This is a genomic window from Bifidobacterium sp. MSK.13.1, from assembly GCF_019131435.1.
Lineage (GTDB): Bacteria > Actinomycetota > Actinomycetes > Actinomycetales > Bifidobacteriaceae > Bifidobacterium > Bifidobacterium pseudocatenulatum.
In genome coordinates this window covers 173,583-194,296 of record NZ_JAHOMM010000003.1, presented here as the reverse complement: position 1 = coordinate 194,296, position 20,714 = coordinate 173,583, and the positions used below count along the sequence as shown (strand labels likewise).

At 56.4% G+C, this 20,714-nt stretch carries 15 protein-coding genes; 14 read left to right on the top strand and 1 reads right to left on the bottom strand.

Annotated features, from left to right (window positions below; all coding sequences use genetic code 11):
- Positions 1-83: 83 nt before the first annotated feature.
- From KSY55_RS05595 to KSY55_RS05550, 10 genes are all read left to right on the top strand, one after another.
- On the top strand, positions 84-1,064 hold the full coding sequence (locus tag KSY55_RS05595) for an ABC transporter permease (protein ID WP_065438836.1): 981 nt from the start codon (positions 84-86) through the stop codon (positions 1,062-1,064).
- Complete coding sequence (locus tag KSY55_RS05590; protein WP_217749596.1) at positions 1,061-1,981, top strand: ABC transporter permease; 921 nt, start codon at positions 1,061-1,063, stop codon at positions 1,979-1,981. The genes KSY55_RS05595 and KSY55_RS05590 overlap by 4 nt, the downstream gene beginning before the upstream one ends.
- Complete coding sequence (locus KSY55_RS05585) at positions 1,978-2,763, top strand: ABC transporter ATP-binding protein (protein ID WP_065435068.1); 786 nt, start codon at positions 1,978-1,980, stop codon at positions 2,761-2,763. Before KSY55_RS05590 ends, KSY55_RS05585 begins: the two co-directional genes overlap by 4 nt.
- 38 nt (positions 2,764-2,801) lie before the next feature.
- Complete coding sequence (locus KSY55_RS05580) at positions 2,802-3,554, top strand: ABC transporter ATP-binding protein (protein WP_065438838.1); 753 nt, start codon at positions 2,802-2,804, stop codon at positions 3,552-3,554.
- A gap of 439 nt (positions 3,555-3,993) precedes the next feature.
- Positions 3,994-5,004 (top strand): cystathionine beta-synthase, encoded by a 1,011-nt coding sequence (locus KSY55_RS05575; RefSeq protein ID WP_117656450.1) that lies wholly within the window; start codon positions 3,994-3,996, stop codon positions 5,002-5,004.
- A 79-nt stretch (positions 5,005-5,083) separates the two neighbouring features.
- Entirely contained in the window at positions 5,084-6,265 is a 1,182-nt protein-coding gene (locus tag KSY55_RS05570; protein ID WP_141672232.1) for a cystathionine gamma-synthase, read from the top strand.
- Between the two features lie 217 nt (positions 6,266-6,482).
- The gene (locus tag KSY55_RS05565) at positions 6,483-9,278 is read left to right on the top strand and encodes an ABC transporter ATP-binding protein/permease (protein WP_065439936.1); all 2,796 of its coding nucleotides are present in this window, start codon (positions 6,483-6,485) and stop codon (positions 9,276-9,278) included.
- A 27-nt stretch (positions 9,279-9,305) separates the two neighbouring features.
- Complete coding sequence (gene recQ / locus KSY55_RS05560) at positions 9,306-11,231, top strand: DNA helicase RecQ (RefSeq protein WP_217749595.1); 1,926 nt, start codon at positions 9,306-9,308, stop codon at positions 11,229-11,231.
- Positions 11,232-11,397: 166 nt separating this feature from the next.
- Positions 11,398-11,883 (top strand): S-ribosylhomocysteine lyase, encoded by a 486-nt coding sequence (locus KSY55_RS05555; RefSeq protein ID WP_022245363.1) that lies wholly within the window; start codon positions 11,398-11,400, stop codon positions 11,881-11,883.
- 107 nt (positions 11,884-11,990) lie between these two features.
- Positions 11,991-12,527: a GNAT family N-acetyltransferase gene (locus tag KSY55_RS05550; protein ID WP_217749594.1), complete on the top strand. Its 537-nt coding sequence runs from the start codon at positions 11,991-11,993 to the stop codon at positions 12,525-12,527.
- Positions 12,528-12,723: 196 nt separating this feature from the next.
- Here the strand turns inward: KSY55_RS05550 and KSY55_RS05545 are convergent, their stop codons facing one another.
- Positions 12,724-14,151, bottom strand: coding sequence for an amino acid permease (locus tag KSY55_RS05545; RefSeq protein ID WP_055063093.1), 1,428 nt, complete (start codon positions 14,149-14,151; stop codon positions 12,724-12,726).
- Positions 14,152-14,394: 243 nt separating this feature from the next.
- On the opposite strand from KSY55_RS05545, the gene alr reads away from it, so the two are divergent.
- The 4 genes from alr (at position 14,395) to KSY55_RS05525 (ending at position 20,675) form a co-directional block, all read left to right on the top strand.
- Positions 14,395-15,753, top strand: coding sequence for an alanine racemase (alr, locus tag KSY55_RS05540; RefSeq protein ID WP_033524280.1), 1,359 nt, complete (start codon positions 14,395-14,397; stop codon positions 15,751-15,753).
- 105 nt (positions 15,754-15,858) lie between these two features.
- Entirely contained in the window at positions 15,859-17,943 is a 2,085-nt protein-coding gene (dnaG, locus tag KSY55_RS05535) for a DNA primase (RefSeq protein WP_065438818.1), read from the top strand.
- A 360-nt stretch (positions 17,944-18,303) separates the two neighbouring features.
- The gene (locus KSY55_RS05530; RefSeq protein ID WP_065439932.1) at positions 18,304-19,497 is read left to right on the top strand and encodes an SLC13 family permease; all 1,194 of its coding nucleotides are present in this window, start codon (positions 18,304-18,306) and stop codon (positions 19,495-19,497) included.
- A gap of 188 nt (positions 19,498-19,685) precedes the next feature.
- Entirely contained in the window at positions 19,686-20,675 is a 990-nt protein-coding gene (locus KSY55_RS05525) for a DMT family transporter (RefSeq protein WP_004219611.1), read from the top strand.
- Positions 20,676-20,714: the final 39 nt, after the last annotated feature.

Genomic DNA, 20,714 nt, shown 5'->3' with positions numbered 1-20,714 from the left:
TTGTTGGGTAGGGTAATGACGGTGAATAGGTGCGTATCGCTGCAAACGCACGGATCGAGCGATAGACCAATGGTGGTTCAACTATGAGATTTGTAGTCAAACGGCTGGGACTGTTCGTCGTGGCCCTGTTCGGTCTGTCGCTTCTGGTGTTCGTGCTGTTGCGCATGCTGCCGGGCGATGTGGCTGCGGTGATCGCAGGAACGAACGCAGCCCCTGAACGTATCGCGTCGCTTCGTACCGAACTTGGCTTGGACAAATCGTACGTGGCGCAATACGGCGATTGGATGCTGGGATTGCTGCATGGCGATCTTGGTGTGTCCACCATCGGAGGCAAAGCGGTGTCGGCACAGGTTGCGTCTCGTGCTTCGGTAACGTTTCCACTGATCATCATGAGTTTGCTGATCGCATTGGCGATCGGCCTGCCGCTTGGTTGCGCTGCTGTGCTGACCCGTAATGCCCGCTTGCGTGGGCTTTGTCACGGTATTGCGATTGTTGCCGGCGCCATTCCCGCATTATGGGGCGGGTTGCTGTTGATTCTGCTGTTCTCACGCGGTTCAGGACTGTTGGGATTGCTGCCTGCTCAAGGTTTTCCCGATAATGGCTGGGGCGCGCCCTTGCAGGCGTTGGCTTCTTTGATACTTCCGGCGCTCGCCACCGGCGTTACCGCAGGCGCGTCCATTATGCGTTACACGCGTGCCGCCGTGGGGGACAAGGCCTCGTCTCAGGCGGTCGACATGGCCATGGCATGCGGCATGACCCGCAAACAGGCGGTATTGCGCGTCGCTTTGCGTCTTGCCACACCGCAATTGGTGTCGGTGATCGGTTTGACGTTCGCCCAGATGGTCACCGGTGTAATGGTGGTTGAGAATCTGTTCGCGCTTCCGGGGCTTGGCACCATGCTGGTCACCGATGTTGGCAATCGAGATCTGATTGCAGTGCAGAGCGAATTGTTCCTGTTGGCTACGTTCTTCCTCTTGCTTGGATTAGTGGTTGATGTGGTGCATCGTGCGCTTGATCCGCGTCTGAAAGATGCCGGATTAGTGTCGGGGGAGGTGCTTGCATGATGAAACAGTCTGCTGAGAAAACTACTTCGAAAAACGCTGTGAAAACCGTGATTCCCTCCATATGGCGTACCGCTGGTGGCAAGTATTCGCTGATCATGCTTGCGATATGGCTGGTTGTGTCGGCTATTTCGCTGGTGTGGACGCCATATTCGCTGCTTGATACTGACGGATTCAACACGTGGGCTTCGCCGTCCGGCGCTCACATGTTGGGTACTGATGGTGTTGGCGCTGATGTGTTGAGCTGGCTGATGGCCGGTTCCCGTACGAATCTTGCGATCGCACTGCTTACCGTGGTGGTTGCCGCGGCCATCGGCCTGCTGCTGGTGGCGGCCATGGTGTCTCGCCATGGCGCATTGGCTTCCACGTCGGTGGTTGTGGTGGATGCGTTGATTTCCATTCCAACAGTGCTGATCGCCTTGATGCTTTCCGTGCCGTTCGGCGCGTCGGCAGCGGTGATCATCGCCGCATGCGGACTTGCATACGGGCTGAATTTGGCGCGTATTCTACGCCCCGCGGCCATGCTCGCCGCACGTTCTGACTATGTGGAATCGGCTTTGTGGTCGGGTGTGAGTTCGTTACGCGTGTTTTTCACGCATATTGTGCCGAATACGGTTCCGGTGTTATGCGTTCAGCTGTCGATGAGTGCGGGCACGTCGCTCTTGGCGGAGGCTGGATTGACGTATCTGGGTGTTGGCGTCGGTGCGGGAGTGCCCAGTTGGGGGCATTCGCTTGCCACGTCCGTGAAATTCATCAGCATTTATCCGATGGCTGTGGTGTGGCCGGGATTGGTGGTCACCTTGATGGTGATAGCGCTGAATCTGTTTGGCGATGCGTTGCGTGACGCCATCGATCCGCTGACGAATCCGGCATTGCGGCAAGGTGAAGCCACCCATGTTGAATCGGAGGAACGCGCATGAGCGTCAGCATCCGTAATCTCAATATCGTCATCAATGGAATGCCGATTGTGCATGATGTCGATATGGACATCGCCGACGGTGAACGTGTGGGTTTGATCGGTTCGTCCGGTTCCGGCAAATCCATGATCGCCAAATCTATCATGGGCTTGCTGCCGCTTTCCGCACAGGTTTCCGGCAGTATTGACATGGGTGGTACTGAAATCGTCGGAGCGTCGGATCAAGCGATCGCCGATCTGCGTGGCCGTTATGTGGGCATGGTGTTCCAGAATCCTTCCGCCGCATTGAATCCGGTGATGACCGTGGCGCAGCAGGTCGCGCTGCCACTGCGTTTGCATTACGATCTGACCCGTGACGAACGGTTGGACCGTGTCAAAGCAATGTTCGCCAAAGTCAGGCTGCCGGAAGATGTGCTGAACAAATATCCGCATGAACTTTCCGGCGGACAACAGCAGCGCGTCGGCATCGCGGCCGCATTGGTCACGTCGCCGCGCCTGATTATCGCCGACGAGCCAACCACCGCGCTGGATTCGATCACGCAACGGCAGATCGTCGATCTGCTGGCATCGTTGGTGGACGATTCCGGCGCATCCATGCTCTTCATCACCCACGATTTCGCGGTACTCAATCATGCAACCACACGCTGTTATGTACTTGCTGATGGACGTGTTGCCGAATCAGGACAAACCGCCGATATCCTGCAGTCGCCGCACACTAAAGTCGCTTCGCAATTGGTGACTTCGGCACGTGCGCTGTCGTTGCGGATCGATGCCGAAACCAAATAAGGAGAACGGTTGTGACGGGCGAAAACGAAAAAACCACAATGCTGCAAGGTCGCGGCATCAGCAAATACTACGGTGCGAAACAACAGCGTCGTCAGGTGCTGCACGATGTTGATATCGACGTACGTTCGGGGGAGTGCCTTGCGGTGATCGGCGGATCCGGATCCGGCAAAACCACCCTTACACGAGTATTGCTGGGGCTCGAACACGCTGAAACGGGCGAGATTACGTATTTCGGCAAGCCTGTGCAAGGCGAAGTCGCCGGCGAACTGCGGCGTAGCTGCGGATTGGTGTTCCAAAGCCCATTCGGCTCGTTGGATCCGCGTTGGAGGGTCGGCAGATCCGTTGCCGAACCATTGCGGTTGCATCACCCTGATTGGTCGCAGGAACGGATTGCGGAACGCGTGTCGGAAGCCTTCCGCATGGTGAGTCTCGACCCTGCCGCATATGAAAATCGGTTCCCCGTGGACCTCTCTGGCGGTCAGGCGCAACGCGTGGCCATCGCACGTGCCATTGCGGATCATCCGAAAGTATTGCTTGCCGACGAGCCGATGAGCGCCGTCGACGTGGCCGCACGAACGCAGATTCTCGCATCGTTCGCTGCGATTCGTAGCGGCGAACCTGATATGGCGCTGATCATGGTGTCACACGATTTGGGAGTGGTGCAGCATATCGCAGATCGCATTATGGTGTTGCACGACGGTTGCGTTGAGGAATGCGGACTTACGGAAACCGTGTTGCACCATCCGACCAGCGATTACACCAAACGATTGCTGGACGCGGCTTCGCTCTGATTTGTGACACTGCGCAAAAAGCCTGCGATCATGTTGAAATCCGCATGATTGCAGGCTTTTTTGCCGCTATATGAACAGGTAAGACACGCCGATGTCGTTACGTGTGCTATTGTGTGAGCCATGTTCAATTTCTCTTGTTGTTGCTGTCGCTGACCAACCGCCCGAGGGGCGCGTGGTTCATCGAAGCATAACTTGAGACAGGGCATTCTTTTTCGGCATACGCAACTTGCGTTGCATGCCAGAGTATCGCAGAAATCATCCCATAACCAGTGCCTTACGCGGTTGGTATTACGCGGCATATGTGGATGAACCGCAGCGAAAACACCATCACATGTCCCGTTTCAAATCATTGCAAGTGATAAACGCGAGCTTCTCGAAATCAAAACAACGAAATCATTCATCGGAAGCCAACGGAAATCACTCTTCGCAAGGAAACGACATGACCATCCACAACTCCCTTTCCGAGCTCATCGGCAACACTCCGCTCGTCAAACTCAACCATGTGACCGACGGCATCAAAGCCACCATCGCAGTCAAAGTCGAATATTTCAATCCTGGCGGCTCCTCCAAAGACCGCATTGCGGAACGCATCATCGACGCGGCCGAACGCAGCGGCGAACTCAAGCCGGGCGGTGTGATTGTGGAACCGACCTCCGGCAACACCGGCGTAGGACTTGCCCTCGTGGCCCAGCAGCGCGGATACCGCACCATCTTCACCCTGCCAGACAAGGTTTCCGAAGCCAAGCGTGCGGTACTCCGCGCATACGGTGCAGAAGTGGTGGTAACCCCTACCGATGCTGGTCCGGATGATCCGCGCTCCTACTACCAGGTGGCGGAACGCCTCGCCAAAGCGATTCCCGGCGGATACCGCCCGAACCAATACGACAACCCGAACGGACCGGAAAGCCACTACCACACCACCGGTCCGGAAATCTGGGAAGCCAGCGACCATCAGGTCACGCATTTCGTGGCGGGCATCGGCACTGGCGGCACCATTTCCGGCACCGGACGCTACCTGAAGGAAGCTTCCGACGGCGCAGTACAAGTGATCGGCGCCGACCCGGAAGGATCCATCTATTCCAATCCGAACGACGTGCATCAGTACAGCATCGAAGGCGTGGGCGAGGATTTCTATCCGAAAGCGTTCGACCGTGAACTTCCCGACGAAATCGTGCAGGTCAACGATGCCGAAGCATTCGAAATGACCCGCCGTTTGGCTGCGGAAGAGGGTCTGCTGATCGGAGGCTCGTCCGGCATGGCCGTTACGGCAGCGCTTAAATACGCACGCGAGCACGATTTGGACGAAGACCAGCTGGTCGTGGTGTTGCTGCCGGATTCCGGTCGCAGCTATATGGAAAAGATCTTCAACGACGATTGGATGCGTGCCAACGGATTCGCCGACGTTGTGGAACGCACGTCCAAGCCAAGTCTTGCGGAGCGGTATCTGTAGACCACCGATCAGCTGTTTCACGATCATGCCCATCATTCGTTCAACCCAAACCATTCGATATTTTCAAGGAGTTCCCATCATGACCATCTCGACCAACACCGAAGCCCTGAACGCCACTGCACTCGCCACCCGCGCCATTCACGCAGGTCAGGAGCCCGATCCGACCACCGGAGCCGTGGTCACTCCTATTTATATGACGTCCACGTTCAAGCAGGACGGTGTCGGCGGCCTGCGCAACGGTTATGATTACAGCCGTTCCATCAATCCGACCCGCAATTCCTTCGACGAACAGCTTGCAGCGGTCGAAGGCGCGAACTACGCGCTGAGTTTCGCTTCCGGACTGGCCGCCATCGACGTGCTGTTGCGTGCCACCCTCAAGCCGGGCGACAATATTCTGCTGGGCAATGACGTATATGGTGGCACCTACCGTTTGCTTTCCAAGGTGTTCGTGCCGTGGGGCGTCGGTCTTGACGTGGTGGACATCACCGACACGGCGGCCGTTTCCGTGGCGCTCAGCCAGAAGCAGTACCGGTACATTTGGGTGGAAACCCCGTCGAATCCGCTGCTCAACATCACTGATATCGCGGCCACGTCAGCGGTCGCTCACGCGCATGGCACCAAAGTGGTGGTGGACAACACCTTCGCATCCCCGGTATTGCAGCATCCGTTGTCGGATGGCGCCGACGTGGTCGTATATTCCACCACCAAATACATCGGCGGCCATTCCGACGTGGTCGGCGGAGCGGTGGTGCTCAACGACAGGGAAATCCGCGATGAAGTGGCGTTCCTGCAGAACGCGGCCGGAGCTGTGCCATCTCCGTTCGACTCCTGGCTTGACATTCGTGGCCTCAAAACGTTGGATCTGCGCGTCAAGCAGCACAGTCGTAACGCCATGAAGGTGGCGCAATGGTTGGAAACCCGCCCTGAAGTGGAACGCGTATGGTACCCGGGACTGGAATCCCATCCAGGCCACGAGATTGCCGCACGACAGATGCATGGCGGATTCGGAGGCATGATCTCCGTGCAGATCGCAGCCGGATTCGAAGCGGCAAAGAAGTTCGCCGGTGCCACGGAAGTGTTCACCCTGGCCGAGTCGTTGGGCGGCGTGGAATCCCTGATTGAGCATCCGGGCGCCATGACCCATGCTTCCGTCGCCGGTACCACGCTGGAAGTGCCCGCCAATCTTGTGCGACTTTCCGTCGGTCTTGAAGATGCTGACGATTTGATCGCAGATTTGGAACAGGCTTTTCGTCGTGTTTGAGATAAGATCGCAGCCTCGTTACGATTTTGTGTAATCAGTCAAAAAGGCAGAACGTGCATAAATCCTCGCCATCGGATTCGCCAAAAGCGTATATTATGCTATTTCGAATCTGCTTATAGCGAGGGTTTGCCATATAATACTTTCGACAACGTTCGTGTTCATCTACCAGCGCATTCTCTGTGGAATCGAACGCCCATGATTATCGAGACGAGGCGGTATGCTGCAAATTCAAGGCATCTCCAAACAGTATAAAACCGGCGACTTCGTGCAGCGGGCGCTGGATAACGTCAGCCTTAACCTGCGTGACAGCGAATTCGTGGCCATTCTCGGACCTTCCGGCTCCGGCAAAACCACACTGCTCAACATCATCGGCGGACTTGACCACTATGATTCCGGCGATCTGGTGATCAACGGCATTTCCACCAAACAATACAAAAGCCGCGATTGGGACTCCTATCGCAACCACACCATCGGTTTCGTGTTCCAGAGCTACAATCTCATTCCCCATCAGACCATTCTGTCGAATGTGGAACTTGCCCTAACCATTTCGGGCGTATCGCATTCGGAGCGTCGAGAGCGTGCGCGCAAGGCGCTTGAACAAGTGGGTTTGGGCGAGCATGTCAACAAAAAGCCGAACCAGCTTTCCGGCGGTCAGATGCAGCGCGTGGCCATTGCGCGCGCATTGGTGAACGATCCGGACATCGTGCTCGCCGACGAGCCGACCGGTGCGCTTGATTCCGACACTTCCGTGCAGATCATGGATCTGCTCAAAGAGGTCGCCAAAGACCGCCTCGTGGTGATGGTGACGCATAACCCCGAACTGGCCTACCAGTATGCCACGCGCATTGTGGAGCTCAAGGACGGTGTGATTCGTTCCGACTCCGACCCGTTCGAACCAGCCCAGAACGAAACGGCTACCGCTTCCGTGCACAAGACCATGGGCCGCGTATCCATGTCGTTCGGCACGTCGTTGGCATTGAGCTTCAACAATTTACGCACCAAGAAGGGCCGTACGTTCCTTACGGCATTCGCAGGATCCATCGGCATCATCGGCATCGCATTGATCATGTCCGTTTCGGCAGGCGTGAACACTTATATCGACAATATTCAGCGCGAGACGATGACTGCTTACCCGATCAGCATCGACGAACAGACCTTCGACCTGACCAGCATGATGACTTCCGGCCAGCAGAGTGCGGACAATCAAGGCAAGAAGCATAAGAGCGACGCGATTTATCCGGATGATGCCGCCATCAAGGGCACCGCTTCGATGACCAGCAGCATTACCGAAAACAATCTGAGCGCGTTCAAGAAATACCTTGATAATAAGGACAGTGACATCAATCGGTATATCGGTTCCGCGGGAATCCAGTATTCGTATGATACGAGGTTCTCCGTATTCTCACACGATCCAGACGGCACGCTTGTCAACGCCGATGGTGTGACGGTGGGCAAAACCGGCACCAAATCGATGGCCGACCAGATGGCGGACGGTTCGCTGATGTCTGCCGACTCATCCACCTTTACGTCGACGCGCGTGAGCATGCTCACGGGTAAAACCGACCAGAATGCTGCACCGAGCTCGTTCCATGAGATCATGCCAAGCGCTGATGGCAAAAAGAACGTCGGCAAGGTCATTTCCGACAATTATGAGGTAGTCGAAGGATCCTGGCCAAAGAACAAGAACGAGGTTGTACTCGTACTTGACGAGAACAATTCATTGTCGTTAACCGCTGTGTATGAGCTAGGCCTCAAATCCGCCAGTGAATACCACGATATGATGAACCAGCTCAATTCCGGCGACGATGTGAAAACCGATACCAAGAAGATTGACTATTCCGACGTTATCGACCGCACGCTGAAGCTGCTGCCGGCCTGCGACCAGTATGTCAAAGGCGATAACGGCCATTGGACGTACGTGGGCGACGATGTGGACCAGATTAATGCGCTGATCGACTCCGACAAGGCCATCGATCTGAAGATCGTGGGCGTGGTTAAGCCGGTAGAGGATGCTGACGCAACCCCGCTTTCCTCCGGTGTGGGCTATACGCGTGCTCTGACCAATGAGCTGATCGACCGTGCCGAATCCAGTGAAATCGTCACCGAACAGCGGTCCGATAAAGATCACAATGTGCTCAACGGCATGACGTTCTCGCCGTCCGACGATGCCACCAAAGCTCAGGATGCCCGCGATTACGTCGCATCCCTCGGCGTAAGCAGCAAGGCGCAGATGGCGCAGAACATGATGGCGGCCGCAGGCGCATCCGGAGGTGACTCCCAGCAGGCCGCGGCCATGGCTCAGATGGGCGAACAGCAGCTCGCCGACCAATTCGACGCCTATATCGCCACCGCCGACGAGGCCACGCTGGTCGCCATCTACAACCAGTACGTGTCCACCGGCTCCTACAACGACAATCTCGCTGATTTCGGCGTGGTCAGCCGTGACGCACCAAGCTCCATCAACATTTACGTCGACAGCTTCGAAGACAAGAATTCCATCAACGACGCCATCGACGAATACAATAAGACCGCCAAGGAAAAAGACAAGATCACCTACACCGACTACGTTGGTCTGATGATGAACTCGGTAACCACCATCATCAACGTCATCACCTATGTGCTGATCGCTTTCGTGGCTGTGTCATTGGTGGTCTCGTCGATCATGATCGGCATTATCACCTATATTTCCGTGCTGGAACGTACCAAGGAAATCGGTATTCTGCGCGCCATGGGCGCATCCAAACGCAATGTGTCGAACGTATTCAACGCGGAAACCGGCATTATCGGCCTGCTGGCCGGTCTGATCGGCGTTGGTGCCACCGTGCTGCTCAACTTCCCGATCAACAGCGTGCTGCACCACTTCATGGGTACCACCGAGGTCAGTGCCGTGCTGCCGGTCGGTAATGCCATCGCTCTGGTGATTCTCAGCGTAGTGCTCACCCTGATCGGCGGCCTCATCCCAAGTCGTGGCGCCTCCAAGCAGGATCCCGCCACCGCCCTCCGCACCGAGTAGAAGCGGTTTGATACTAGACTGCTGCGTATGACAGAGTTTACGTCGGCGCGTGACGCCCTACGCACCTACTTCGGATATGACGCCTTCCGTCCCGGTCAAGAAGGCATAGTCAATGCGATTATCCAAGGCCATGATGCGCTCGGCGTCATGCCCACCGGCGCTGGCAAGTCGATCTGCTACCAGATTCCCGCCACGCTTCTTCCGGGCATGACCATCGTCATTTCCCCGTTGATCTCGTTGATGCGCGATCAGGTCGACGCACTCAACGACGTGGGCATTCCAGCCGCGTTCATCAATACCACGCAAAGTCCCGACGAACAGGATCTGATGTTCGCACAGGCGTTGTCGGGACGGATCAGATTGCTGTATGTGGCTCCGGAGCGTTTGGAAACCGAACGTTTTCGCACGTTCGCCAGTCGTGTGCCGATTTCTCTGGTCGCCGTTGACGAAGCGCATTGCGTGTCGCAATGGGGTCAGGATTTCCGCTCGTCATATCTTGGTATCGGCGATTTTCTGAAGGCATTGCCGGTCCGTCCGACGGTTGCCGCGTTCACTGCGACCGCGACGGAACGGGTGCGTCGCGATATTATCGGAATTCTCGGATTGAGCGATCCGTCCGTCACCGTCACCGGCTTCGACAGGGCCAACCTGTATTTCGATGTGATCAGGATGGAAAGGAAATATAAGGCTTCGTGGGTGGCTTCATATATTGCGGATCATCCTGACGAATCCGGCATCGTGTATTGCGCGACCCGCAAGGAAGTGGAGTCGCTTGCCGAATCGTTGAATATCGCCGTGTGCGAGCTGCGTGCTACGAAAGGTGAGGATGCGACGCGACTTGGCATGGTCGCAGTCGCCTATCATGGCGGTATGTCGGCCGAAACGAGGGAACGGGCACAACGTGATTTCGTAACCGACCGTGTGCCTGTGGTGGTTGCCACGAATGCGTTCGGCATGGGCATCGACAAGTCGAACGTGCGTTATGTGATCCACCATAATATGCCGGAATCGATCGAAGCGTACTATCAGGAGGCCGGTCGTGCGGGGCGCGACGGCGAGCCGAGCCGGTGCACGTTGCTGTGGAACGAATCTGATATTGCTACGAGGCGAAGGCTGCTTGATTCGGATTATGAGAACGAGCGTTTGACCGCCGAAGAGCAGGAGGTCGTGCGTGCGTCGAAACGGCGTCTGCTCAACGCCATGATCGGTTATTGCCGTACCACGGATTGTCTGCACGAGTATATGACCAGGTATTTCGGTGAGGCCGGGGGAGCGGCCGTCCGTGATGACGGCACATGCGTGGGAGGATGCGCGAACTGCGGGAATACGTTTGAAACCGTTGACGTCACGGATATCGCGCGGGCCATCAGCCGCTGCGTGCATGACGTGAACCAGAAGGTCGGTTCGGGGAAGATCGTCAAAGTGCTGCGAGGATCGAAAGCGCAGGATTTGAACTATCTTCATCCTGCCGATCTACCGACGTACGGCATGTTGAGCGCGACTTCGGAGGCGCAGATTCGTGACGTGCTCAGCCAGATGGCGACGGATGGTTTTCTTTCCATCTCGGAAGGTTCCATGCCGATCGTTCGCTTCGGTGAACGTGCGGCGGAAACGGTCGCGCCGAATTTTCATTATGAAATCAAGAAGATCGAACGGAAGCGCGCTGCGAAACGTGCGGAATCGCCGTCCGTGGGCTCTCAGGCCATGGGATCGTATGTGCCGGGCGACGGAGACGAGGAATTGTTCGCCAAACTGCGTGCGTTGCGGCTTGACATCGCCCGCGAACTCGGTAAACCCCCGTATATCGTCTTTTCCGATAAAACGTTGCGCGATATGGTGCGTATCAGGCCGGTCACCGGCGAGCAATTCTCGCAAGTCAATGGCGTTGGTGCGCTCAAATTGGAAGCGTATGGCGAACGGTTCATGGAAGTGATCCGCGATTTCGTTGCATGAATCAGGCGACGTGTCAGCTTGAGGAATAAGCGTATCGATTATTGCAAAATCATACGTTTTATACGATACGTAACACGTTATCGGCAACATGTATGGCGGTGAGGTTGACGTATGCCGGCAAAACGGCGACAGTAGAGACGAACAGTTGTTGAAGAAAGGATTGATGATGGCAGAAGACAAGCCGGTTGTGGAAAGCTTCCAGCTCGACCACACCAAGGTGAAGGCTCCGTATGTGCGTTATATCGACACGCAGACCGGTCCGAATGGCGATGTGATTTCCAATTATGATTTGCGTTTGGTGCAGCCGAATGAGAATGCGATTCCGACCGGTGGCCTGCACACCATCGAACATACGATTGCGGTGCTGTTGCGTGAACGTATCGACGGTTATATCGATTGTTCCCCGTTCGGCTGCCGTACCGGTTTCCACCTGCTGACGTGGGGCGAGCATTCCACGGAAGAAGTGGCTCGCGCGTTGAAGGAGGCGTTGGAATTCATCGCATACGAGGCCACATGGGATGACGTTCCTGCCACCACCATCGAAAGCTGCGGCAATTACCGCGACCATAGCCTGTTCACGGCGAAGGAATGGTGCAAGGATATTCTCGCCAAGGGCATCAGCTCTGACGCGTTTGAGCGCCGTCTGGTCTGATTTGCGTGCGATTGCACGTCTTTTTTCGGGCATATTGCGAATACTGTGCCGTGGGCATGGTATTTTTGACGCTCGGAAGAAGACAAGGTGATGCAAAGGTGAACGAGATGGGTGAGGAGAGCGTCATTACCTCTGAACGGCGGTTCCGTCGCGCCACTATGGCTGATTTGCCGACCATGCTGAAGATTTATGAGCATGCCCGCAAGTTGATGGCCTCCAATGGCAATCCCACGCAGTGGGGTGATAAGTTCCCTCGTGAGGAAGTGGTTCGTGACGATGTCGAATTGCAACGCACCGTGTTGCTTGTCGATACGGTTGATGGCGAGGAACGTGTGCTCGCCCAGTTCGCATTGTGTCCGGGCATCGACCCGACGTATGTGAATATCGATGGTGCCTGGCTGGATGACGATCCGTATGTGACCATCCACCGGATCGCCTCGTCGGGTCTCGCCAAGGGTGCGGCGAAGGACTGCATCAACTGGTGCATCGAACATTACGGCAATGTGCGCGCGGATACGCATCCCAACAACAAGGCCATGCAGCATGTGCTCGAATCGAATGGTTTCGCGCGCTGCGGCTTGATTCAGTTGCTTGACAGGCCGTCCGACACCACGCGTATCGCTTATCAACGGCATGAATGGTGAGATTTGCGGATTTATATGGATTGATATCAATCAATATAAATTCATCGCAAATAATCGCAAATAATCTTCGATATTGAGAAGCAAAAATCCCGTTGAATATCGTATTTCAGATGTTCAACGGGATTTTTATATCCGATTGTGTTGCTTTCGATATATCTTACGAAAGATATATCGAAAGCAACCGTATCGTCGGTTTTTAGAACAGTCCTGGCTCGTTCAATGCGGAATGCTTGCGGCTGTACACGAAATACACGATCAAACCAAGGGCGAACCAGATTGCGAAACGCACCCAGGTTTCCCAATTCAAACCGCAAATCAGGATGAAGCAGAAAATGATCGCGCAGATCGGCGTGAACGGTACGCCCGGGGCGCGGAAGCCGCGGTGTGCGTCCGGCTGGGTCTTACGCATCCACAGAATGCCTGCGGACACGATGATGAACGCCGACAGCGTACCGATGTTCACCAATTCGAACAGCACGTTGATGTTGATGAAACCGCCGGCGATGGCCGTTAGAATACCGAAGAACCATGTACCTTTGAACGGGGTGCGGTATTTCGGGTGTACTTCGCCGAAGAACTTCGGGAACAGGCCGTCGCGGCTCATGGCGTAGCAGATGCGGGACTGGCCGTACAGCTGCACCAGCATCACCGTGGTCATGCCGATCAGAGCGCCAAGATTGACAACGAACGCCAGCCAGTTGAGACCGGTTTCGAGAATCACGCCGGCCACCGGAGCATCAATGAAGTTCGCGAACTCCTTGTATGGCACCACACCGGTCATGATCAGCGTCATGACGATGTAGAGCACGGTGGACACGGCCAACGAGATCAGAATGCCGCGCGGCAGTGTCTTGTTCGGATTGATGGTCTCCTCGGCGGAAGAGGACACCGCGTCAAAGCCGATGAAGCTGAAGAACACGATCGACGCGGCCGGCACGATGCCGTACGGCTGCGTCGAGCCCGGCTGGAACGTGTAAATGCCGTACGGGGAGAACGGCTTCCAATTGGCGGGATTGATGTACCAGACGGTGCACACGATGAACAGCACGATGATGGCCAGTTTGATCATCACCATAATATCGTTGGTTTTCTTCGTCTGGTTGATGCCGATGGACAGCACCCAAGTGATGATGAGCACGATCACGAAACCAGGCAGATTGAAGTATGTGGTCACGCCTGGCGTGGTGCCGTATGCCGCGGTCAGCTCAACTGGCAGATGCAAGCCGAAACCTTCCAACAGTTTGTTGAAATATCCGGACCATCCGGCGGACACGGTGGCCGCCTGCAATGCGTATTCCAAAATCAAATCCCAGCCGATCACAAACGCGATCAGCTCGCCGAACGCCAAATACGCGTACGAATATGCGGAACCGGACACTGGTGCCATCGCGGCGAACTCCGCATAGCACAATCCCGCGAAACCGCAGCAGACCGCGGCCAGAAGGAAGGAGATGCACAATGCCGGACCTGCGGTGAGGGCGCCCTTGCCGGTGAGTACGAAAATGCCGGTGCCGATGATGGCGCCGATTCCCAGCATGGTAAGGTCAAATGTTTTCAATGTGCGTTTCAGCGGAGTCGACTCGGATACGAGCTGGTCCACTGACTTTTTGCGAAAAAGATCCATGGTCTTAATTCCCTAAAAATGGTTTTATATGGGCTGGACCGGACGGATTTCCGGGACTCTGGCACGCCTCAAACGCCAGAAATCAAAGAAGGGCTGAACGCCTCATATACGGGAGGTGTACGCGCCTTATGTAAGGAGAGTGTAAAAACCTGGCACGGACAAAACCGTGAAAACCCCGTGAATCGTCTCGCTAAGTGTGCGCGTTTTTTCGAAGCCGTCACGTGGGAGCGCAACAATAGAGTCATGACTTTCAACGCTGCCCGTGAATGGCAATTCTCATCCGAACAAGGCAAGGCCAATTATGAGGCCGCCCAAAAGCAATATCCGGCGCAGGCCATCGTCGATATGGCCGCATTGCGAAACAACATGCGTCATCTGGTGAGCGTGGTTGGCGGCCCGAATTCCGGCACCGCCGTGATGGGTGTGGTCAAGGCCGACGCGTACGGGCATGGTCTTATTCCGGCCGCGCTCGCGGCACTGGCGGGAGGTGCGACCTGGCTGGGCACGGCGCAATCACATGAGGCGCTGCTGCTGCGCAAGGCGGGCATCGGGCCGGACCGCTGCCACATTCTGACATGGGTATATAACGGCATGGCTGTGCCTTTTGACGAGCTGATCGACAATGATATCGATATTTCCGTCGGATCATTGCCGGGCATTGACGGCGTTGCGGCTGCGGCGCGTCGTCTTGGAAAAACCGCACGTGTGCATGTGAAGGTCGATTCCGGTTTCGGCCGCAACGGGTTCACGCCCGCCACGTTCGACGCGGCGCTCGCCAAGCTGGTGCCGCTCGCCAAGGAGGGTGTGCTGCATATCGTCGGCCAGTGGAGCCATTTGGCGGTGGCGGACGCTCCGGACGTTCCTGAATTCGTGGCATCCACCGACAGGCAGATCGAGAATTTCAAGGATTTCACCCGTCGTATGGAGCAGGCGGGCATTGCGCCGGAGATTCGTCATCTCGCCAATACCGCTGCCACGCTTTCACGTTCCGAGATTCATTTTGAGCTGACGCGCCCGGGTATCGGCCTGTATGGTTATGAGGCTGATCCGGCCATGGGCACGCCAGGTACATACGGTTTGACGCCGGCCATGACGTTGCAGGCGCAGCTTGGTACGGTCAAGGATGTTGAAGCGGGCCATGGCATTTCCTATGGCCGCACGTACCTGACTCCGTCCGATACGTCCACCGCGATCGTGCCTGTCGGCTATGCGGACGGCATTCACCGTTCCGCTTCCGGTTTTGATATGGAAGGCGCGAAGCATGTGGTCAAGCCAGGAGGCCCGGTGCGTGTGATGACCACGGAGGGTCCGCGCCTCTACCGTGTGTCCGGTCGCGTGTGCATGGATCAGTTTATGCTTGACCTGCACGGTTCCGCGGAAAAGCTTGGCGTGCATGAGGGCGACACCGTGCAGCTGTTCGGACCGGGTCGCGGAGAGGATTATGCCGAGCCGACCGCCGACGATTGGGGCCGTGCCGCAGGAACCATCAGCTATGAGATCTTCACCTGCCTGTGCAACCGTATCCCGCGCCTGTACGAGCATGCCTCTGACGTGCTGTCGGTCGAAGATCTCGCCAAACTCGATCCCGCAACCCTCCTATAAAGAATCAGGCGTGCGATGGGAGGCACGCCGTGAAAGTCAATATGGTGGGCGCGGTACGTTCGATGGTTGGTCAACGTGCCGCGCTTGCTGTTAAGGTGGTGAGCTATGCCAGGAATGATTCTGAAGGAAGATATCGAAAAAGTTCGCGCCACCGCCGATTTGTACGACATTGTGTCTGCAACGGTTACGCTCAAACCTTCAGGAACTGGCACATACGTGGGGCTGTGCCCGTTTCATGACGAGAAAACGCCAAGCTTTTCCGTGCGTCCGGCGCTCGGTGTGTGGCATTGCTTCGGCTGCGGTCTTGGCGGAGACGTGTTCGGCTATGTGGAGCATCAGGAGAACGTCGACTTTCGTGATGCCGTCGAGCTTTTGGCCGACAAATACCATATCGAATTGCGTTATGACCAGTCGAACGCCAAGAAGGAGCATACCGGTTCGAAACGTGCCCGCCTGTTGGAAGCCAACGAGGCCGCGCAGGAGTTTTTCGTCTCGCAGCTGATGACCAAAGACGCGCTCGCCGCGCGCAAACTGCTTGATGGCCGTAATTTCAGCCAGGCCGATTGCCAACGATTCGGTTGCGGATATGCTCCGCAAGGCTGGGATAATCTGGTGCGGTACTTGGCAGGCAAGGGCTTCACACAGCAGGAAATGTTGGACGCAGGTTTGGCCCGTCAAGGCCAGCATGGGGTGTATGACTATTTCCGTGGCCGCGTAACATGGCCGATTCGCGATTCAACCGGACGCACGCTTGGTTTCGGCGCTCGCAAGTTGTATGAGGATGATTCGATTAGCGCGAAATACATTAATACTCCCGACACGCAGTTGTATCGGAAAAACCAGGTGCTGTATGGCATTGATATGGCGAAGTCGGCGATTGTGAAGAAACGTCAGGCGGTGATCGTCGAAGGGTATACGGATGTGATGGCCATGCATTTGGCCGGCATTGATACCGCGATCGCGACATGCGGCACCGCGTTCGGTGCCGAGCATGCCAAGATCGTGCGTCGTCTGATCGCCGACGATTCGTTGGGTGCGGTACAGCTGGTTGGTCCGTTGAAGGTTGAAGGACAGGCGTTGAGTTCGCGTATCGTGTTCACCTTCGATGGCGATGCGGCCGGTCAGAAGGCTGCGATTCATGCGTTCGGCTTGGATTCCGCTTTTTCGACGCAGGCGTTCGTTGCTGTGGCCGACGACAATCTCGACCCGTGCGATTTGCGTATCAAGCGAGGTAATGAGGCGGTTCGCGCGTTGATCGATCATGCCGAACCACTGTATGATTTCGTGATCAAAACCGCGATCGGGCGTTTCGACACCACTTATACCACTGGGCAGATGGGCGCAGTCAAGGCGGTGGCGCCGTTGATCGCACAGATTCGTGACCGTTCCCTGTTGGATTTGTATTCACGCAAGGCGGTGCGCCAGATCGGCGTCGACTTGGATATCATGCAGCGTGAAGTGCGTGACGCACGACGCAAACTGCAGGTGCGGGACGAAGATGCGTACGCTCCGAAACGTCGTTTTGCAGGCAATGCCGGAGCTGCGGTGGAACCGCGTATGGAACAAGGCGCGAATCCGTATGCGAATCCTTCCGCGCGGAAGGCGTTGGAACATCGTGATGCGGCGGAGCAATCCTACTATCGCATTGATGATGCCGTGTTCATTTGCGAACAGCAGTTCATGGCAACCCTGATTCAAGTGCCGCTTGCCGTTGATCCGACACTGTTCGCCAGTCTTACGCTGTCGAGCTTCATGACCCCCGTATTCCGCACGTTATTCCAAGCGGTCGCGGCGGCCGGGGGACTGCCGTCTGCTGATACCCCGCAAGGATTGTGGATGCACAATCTCACCAAAGCGGGTGGTCCGATGTTGGAATCCGTCATCAACGAGCTTGCCGTCATGCCATTGCCGCTTCCTCCGAGCGATACTGACGCGGAACGTGCGTCGCAACAATCGCAGGAAGGCAACGTGCAATTGCGCAAGCCGACCGACGACGAACGCAGATACGCGTCTGAACTCATCATTCGACTGCTTGACACGGGCATCATGCGCAAAATCGGCGCGGACCAGCGTCGCATGGCGCAACTGCCGGACGGTGCCGAGAAAATCGAGCTGCTTGGCCAGATTACCAAGCTGGAAACGTTGCGCAAGGATCTGCAGACGAGGGTGTTCGGCAATAACGTCGCCTGAATATTTGGTGTGCCGGAGCGTCAACCCCCGAACGTCTTTGTCGTTCACCTGAATTTGCCACATGCCTGAGTGCGGTATGAACAGCCGGCGAACGTGTGGTGAACGCAGGAAGAATACTTAACGAATTCTTGGCTGGTGCACGGTATCCTTCGGCGTGTTTTGCAATTGCAAAACAGTTTTGCCGGTTTGCAAAGTCAGGGAACAGTAAGGCGCATGGGCTGAAAAACGTTGGAATGGTCGGAAAAATAGTATGCCAAGGGTATGTGGTACGCGATTTTTCGGGTAAAGTGAATACGGCGTTTCTTGAGTAAATCGCCCGGGTCTGCAAACGGTTTGCAAACTGGATTCACGGAGGAATGAATGCGACGATTGGTCGTCAAAATCCTGAAAAACGAGACCATTCTCGTAGTTGCTTCCATACTTGCTCTTATTTCATGCTTTATCGTGCCTCCTGACAAGGAGTATGCCGGATATATTCATGCCAGCACCATTTCGCAGCTGATCTGCCTGATGCTGGTGGTGTGCGGTTTCCAGCGCATCGGTGTGTTCCGCATCATCGGTTCGCGGTTGCTGCATCATGTGAGCACCGCTCGCGGATTGGTGATCACGCTGATTTCGCTCACCTATTTTTCCGGCATGCTGATTACCAATGATGTGGCGCTGGTCACGTTCATTCCATTCGCGATCGCGGTGCTCACCATGGCTCACATGGAGGAGCATGCGGTGCTGGTCGGCACGTTGATGACCGTCGGCGCGAACGTGGGCAGTATGTTGACGCCGATCGGCAATGCGCACAACCTGTATTTGAAAGCGTTGACGGGCATGCCGTCCGCTGAAATGATCGGCATTATGGCACCGTATTCCGTTGCTGCGGCGGTATTGCTGGTGGTCATCGCCTGTGTGGTGTTCGGTAAGAAACCTGTTTCCGAATTTTCCTCTATCGACGGCAGCGGCATCGAACAGAATGTGCTCGCTCCGAATTCCGATCAGCCGCAGCCGGATGAGATTCGTGTGACCGGCTACGGCGCAGGTTACGGTGGTTGGCGCACGATCGTATATTGCGCGCTGTTCATCGTGTGTTTGCTGGCTGTGAGCGATTTCATTCCGCTATGGGCCATGTGCGTGATCGTGGTGGTGGCGTTCCTGTTCTGCGATCGCCGCGTGTTCCGCAATATCGACTGGGGATTGCCGCTCACGTTCTGCATGTTCTTCATTTTCATCGGCAATATGAAACGCGTGCCGGAATTCTACGAGCTGGCCGCCTCCTTGGTGGGGGCGCATCCGCTGGAAGTGTCCGTGGTGTCCAGCCAGTTCATTTCCAACGTGCCGACCACGTTGCTGCTGTCGGGCTTCTGCGACCAGTGGCGTGAACTGATCATCGGCACCAACCTGGGCGGCTTGGGCACGCTGATCGCGTCCATGGCGTCGCTGATCGGCTACAAGAACGTGACGCGCGCCTACCCGGACAAGAAAGGCTGTTATCTGGCCGTCTACACCGCGGTGAACGTGCTGTTCGTCATCGTGCTCGTCGGCCTGAGCTGGATTATCGAGTAGCGTTTGGCCGTCGACCGGTTTCCCTGACCGCTAATCTCAAGGTCGCCGGTTCGCACCTTTTGCTGGGATTGCATGAAAACCCTTGGAATCATTGGATTTCAAGGGTTTATTGTTACGTCGGCTGATGGTCTGGTGCTGTGATAATCTGTGCCGGGAAGCGTGTGCCGAGAAACGTAGGAAGGCTGAACATGCTGCAAGGATTGCTGGGAATTTTCTCCGGACTGATCACGCCGGTGCAAACCGCGGTGAACACGCGGCTCGGCCGTTCCATCGGCTCGCCGTTGCGCGCCTCGCTGGTGTCGTTCAGCGTCGGCCTCATTGCGATGCTGACTTTGACGCTGCTGCTTGGCCCGTATCCGCTGATTCCCGCCACCGCGGCGAACGGCCCATGGTGGATGTGGTTCGCGGGCGTGTTCGGTGTCACTTTCCTGACCGGCAATGTGCTGCTGCTGCCGAAACTGGGCAGTCTCAAAACCGTGATCATGCCAGTCACCGGGCAGATCGTCATGGGCCTGCTGATCGACGCTTTCGGCTGGTTCGGCACTACCGCGCAGCCGATTTCCCCGCTGCGTATCGCAGGCGCGGCGATCACGCTGGTCGGCTTCCTGCTTGCCGTCGCCGGACCGAATCTGCGATTGAGGCCTGCCATCGATCGCCCGGCTGGCGGTTCGGAAAATTCCGGCGATTCCGAAAAATCCGAAACTGACGGAAAAGCCGTACATGTGCCAGGTTCCGCGACCGTGCTGTGGAGTTGCGCAGGCATCGCGTTCGGCATGTGTTCGGCCGTGCAGACGGCGTTGTTGGGCAAGCTGGGCGTCGCGTTGGGATCGCCGGTGAAGGCATCGCTCGCCTCGTTCGTGGTCGGTCTGATCTCGCTTGCGATCGTCGTCGCATTCGTCGACCGCACCTACAGCCTCGGCGACGCGCTGAAGAAAGGCAATCCGTGGTGGATGTGGGTAGGTGGATTGCTGGGTGCGATGCTGGTGATGTGCAACGCGTACCTGTCCGCGCATATCGGCACCGGCATGACGGTGATGCTGGTATTGCTCGGTCAGGTCGGCGGAGGATTGCTGGTCGACCGTTTCGGCCTGCTTGGCGTGCCACGCAAGCCCGTGGCCGGCATCCAATACGTCGGCGTGCTCGTAGCCATCGTCGGCATTGTGCTCAAGGCGATGTGATTGCCGTGTCGAGTTGGCAACCGTGTGCGAACTGACTAT